5 protein-coding genes are annotated in these 3536 nt (G+C 64.1%); 2 read left to right on the top strand and 3 right to left on the bottom strand.

The window, feature by feature from the left end; translation table 11 throughout:
- Window positions 1-304: hypothetical protein (locus tag GPA21_RS21320; protein ID WP_211163719.1), on the top strand; the 304-nt coding region annotated here is incomplete at its 5' end.
- Window positions 305-400: 96 nt separating this feature from the next.
- On the opposite strand, the gene GPA21_RS19565 is transcribed toward GPA21_RS21320, so the two are convergent.
- From GPA21_RS19565 to ybgC, 3 genes are read right to left on the bottom strand one after another with little or no spacing between them, the layout of a single operon-like run.
- Window positions 401-811, bottom strand: coding sequence for an ExbD/TolR family protein (locus GPA21_RS19565; protein ID WP_168989749.1), 411 nt, complete (start codon window positions 809-811; stop codon window positions 401-403).
- A gap of 16 nt (window positions 812-827) precedes the next feature.
- Window positions 828-1502, bottom strand: a complete 675-nt coding sequence (gene tolQ / locus GPA21_RS19560) for a protein TolQ (protein ID WP_168989748.1) — start codon at window positions 1500-1502, stop codon at window positions 828-830.
- A gap of 2 nt (window positions 1503-1504) precedes the next feature.
- The gene (gene ybgC, locus GPA21_RS19555) at window positions 1505-1933 is read right to left on the bottom strand and encodes a tol-pal system-associated acyl-CoA thioesterase (RefSeq protein WP_168989747.1); all 429 of its coding nucleotides are present in this window, start codon (window positions 1931-1933) and stop codon (window positions 1505-1507) included.
- 610 nt (window positions 1934-2543) lie between these two features.
- On the opposite strand from ybgC, the gene GPA21_RS19550 reads away from it, so the two are divergent.
- Window positions 2544-3536: STAS domain-containing protein (locus GPA21_RS19550; protein ID WP_168989746.1), on the top strand; the 993-nt coding region annotated here is incomplete at its 3' end.

Here is a 3536-nt window from a genome sequence, read left to right as displayed (position 1 = left end):
GGCTTCGGCTCAGGCTTCGGCTCAGGCTTCGGCTCAGGCTTCGGCTCAGGCTTTGGCTCGGGCTCTGGCGCTTTGGTCGCGATGTCCGGAGGTGGCGCCGGTCTGGGCGGCTCGGGTGCGGGCGCCGGGCTGGGTGGCTCAGGCGTTGGTGGCGGCGGCGGTGGTTCCGGTGCCGGCGCGGGGCGCGGCGGTTCCGGTGCCGGTTGCGGGCGCGGTGCAGGGGCTGGCGCAGAAGGGGGCTGTGCGGCGACGAGCTCGACCTCCAGCGCGGCCGGCGGCCGGCTCTCCCATTGCACTCCCATGAACAGAAACACCACGAGGCCGACGTGCACGACTACCGTCAGCAGCACGGAGATCCATTTTCCGGGGGCTTCCCGCCCTTCCAGATGCGGTACGTCGGTCATTGGAGGTTCGCGGTCTGGGTTTCGAGGCCGACCCGGGTGAAGCCTGCGAGCCTCAGCGCGTTCAGCTCCTGCATCACGATCTCGTAGGTCAGACTCTTGTCAGCCGACACGACGATCGGCTGGGCGGGGTTTTCCGCCAGTGCTTCGGAGAGGCGCCTCAGGATTTCGTGGCGTTCCATGTCGGCGATCGCCGGGGCGCCGGCCTCCCGCAGTGCGTAGCTACCGTCTTCCTTGATGATCAGGTACATGGCCTCGGCCGGAGCCTGTGGCACTTCTCCGACCGTCGGCAGACTGACGACGCCGGTCTGGATCATCGGGGCGGTGACCATGAAGATCACGAGCAGCACGAGCATCACATCGATGTAGGGGACGACGTTGATCTCGTTCTTGAGGCGACGCTGGCGCATGCCGATGACTCCGGGTTCAGCGCAGATGGCGCTGGAGGATGTTCGAGAACTCCTCCATGAAGCTATCGAACCGGATACCGATCCGGTCGATGTCGTGGGTGAACCGGTTGTAGGCCACCACCGCCGGGATGGCGGCGAACAGGCCGATGGCTGTTGCGACCAGCGCCTCGGCAATGCCTGGTGCGACCGAGGCGAGCGATGCGGTGGTCACGTTGGCGAGGCCGCGGAAGGCGTTCATGATGCCCCACACCGTACCGAACAGGCCGATGTAGGGTGCAACCGAACCAACCGTGGCGAGAAACGCCAGGTGGGCTTCGAGGTCGTCCATCTCGCGTTGCTGGGTGGCGCGCATCGCCCGGCGGGAACCGTCGATGATGGCGGCGTGATCGTGGCTCTTCGCGCGAAGTTTGGTGAACTCCCGATAGCCCGACTCGAAGATGCGCTCGATGCCGCCGGCATCCTCGCGCGAGGCGGCCGCCGATTGATACAAGGTGTTCAGATCCCCGCCGCTCCAGAACTCGCGCTCGAAAGTGCCGGTGTCGCTGTAAGCGGCCCGGATCTGGAACCATTTTCGGAAGATCCAGTACCAGGACACGACTGAGAGCACTACCAGCAGCAGCATGACCAGCTGCACCAGAAGGCTGGCCTGGCTGATCAGGTAGAGGATTGACAGGTCTTGGGTCGGAGTCATTTTTAGACGCGTGCTTTGAGCTTGCTATGCAGCTCGGAGGGGATGGAAGTCGGGTGCTGACGAGTGAGATCGATGCAGGCGATGATGATACGGGAAGAGAACAGAAGTTCCTCTTCGCGAAGGATTTCTTGCAAAAAAGTCAGACTCGCACCACCAAGCCGCTCGATGCGCGAACGCACTCGCAGGGCGTCGTCAAGCCGTGCAGGCCTCAGGTAGTCGGCCGCGACCGATTTCACGACGAAACCGAGCGCACGCTCGCGCATCAGCCGATCCTGCTCGAAGCCGAGCTCGCGCAGTGCCTCGGTACGGGCGCGTTCGCAAAACCGGAGGTAGTTAGCGTAGTACACCACCCCGGCGGCGTCGGTGTCTTCGTAGTACACGCGTAGCGGCCAGACGAAGCAGTTGCTTGATGGTTTTGTGGCGGTGTTCATGGTTGGGGTCGCGGCTGCCCTTGTTCGATTGAGTTTCCACTTCCGCCATTCCGGGCGGACGGCGTTCAGAAAGGGAGGCGCCGTTTCGCGGGTGCGGGTGCGGCGCTTTTCCTTGCCGGCTCGGCGCGCACCGGTTTTCTCGGCGTATTGCGCGATTCGTCCGCAAAGCGCACCTTCCCCTCGAGCGTGCAGCCGCGCATGCCGGGCTCGCAGCGCGCGCCCTGAACGCGTTGGCAGATTCCGTCAAGGTCGTAGGGGCAACTCCAGGCTGTCATCGCGAGGTGAGTGTGGGCCGGCGGAGTTGCCGGCGGGCGAATGCTAGCAGATGCCGCGTGCAGCGCAAGACCCTCGCTGCACTGCGCGACCGTCTGGATACGGGCGGCGCCGAACGTCTCATCTGTATCCCTGGAGGCCGACCCGAGCGCGCAACCGCCTGACGCAAGATGCTATCCTTCATGTCTCATGCAGGACTCGCGCCCAGCGTGTGGTATCCAATGACTCAGGGTAATGCTCGATCGTGAATCCAGGTAGATTCGGAAATAAAGGTTCGGCAGCGAAGGGTGACGTCAAGTCCCCGGACGGTGCATCGCCCCCGCGAACCGAGCTTTCGATGGTCGACTTCTCAGGTGCCGACCTGTCGCATGCGCTGCTCGCGACCGCCGATCAGGTCGAGGTGCGAGAAGGCGGGGCGGGTTTGGGGGCGCTCTACGAAGAGGCTGCAGTCCTGTACGCGAACTGCAATGCGCGTGAGGCTGAAGCGCTCCTTGAAGCAGCCGTCGGCGACCCGGGTGTTGCGGCCGGCGAGGGCTTGTGGATGATGCTGCTCGACCTGTATCAGCTTACCGGCCAGCGTGAGCGCTTCGAGTCGCGGGTACTGGACTACGCCACCCGCTTCGAGCGTTCGCCGCCACCTTGGGTGAATCTTGCCAGCACGGCGCCGCGACGCAAGAGCGAGGTCGTACCCCTGATCAATCTGGGCGGCAGTCTCTCCGCTGCCGCCGAAACCCAGTTCCAGCAACTCACGTTGATCGGTCAGCGCAGCGGCGCGCTGCGCATCGACATGAAGCGACTCAAGTCGGTTGATGACACGGGTTGCAGAATGCTGCTCGATCTCGTGCGCCAGTTTGCGCTGGATCGGGTGAAGCTCCTTCTGCTGAACGCCGGCCAACTGGCGACCTTGCTGGAAAAGCAGATCGAGAGCGGTCGAGCCGAGGGTCGGGAGCGTTGGCTCGCTTTGCTCGAAGCATTACAGCATGCCGGCGACGAGCAACGCTTCGAAGATGTCGCGCTGGAATATGCGATTACCTTCGAGGAGTCGCCGCCGTCCTGGGAGAACAAGGCTGCGGCCGTTGCGGTGGCAGTTGCGAGTTCGGCCGGGGAGGAGCGGGAAAGCGACGGCGGGGCGGTGCTCGAGGGTGAGCTGACCAGCGCCAACAGCGACAGCATCCGCAATCTGGTCGCCTTGGCAAGCGACAGCAAAGCGATCGAGGTCGAGTGCGGACAGTTGCGACGGCTCGATTTCGTCAGTGCAGGCATGTTGTTCAACGTCCTGGCGTCCTTGCAGACGCAGGGCAAGACGGTATCCCTGCGCAACGTCAACGCC

Source organism: Azoarcus taiwanensis (assembly GCF_012910885.1).
GTDB lineage: Bacteria > Pseudomonadota > Gammaproteobacteria > Burkholderiales > Rhodocyclaceae > Azoarcus_F > Azoarcus_F taiwanensis.
The sequence above is the reverse complement of the archived record's forward strand: the minus strand, read 5'-3'. Positions and strand labels throughout refer to the sequence as shown.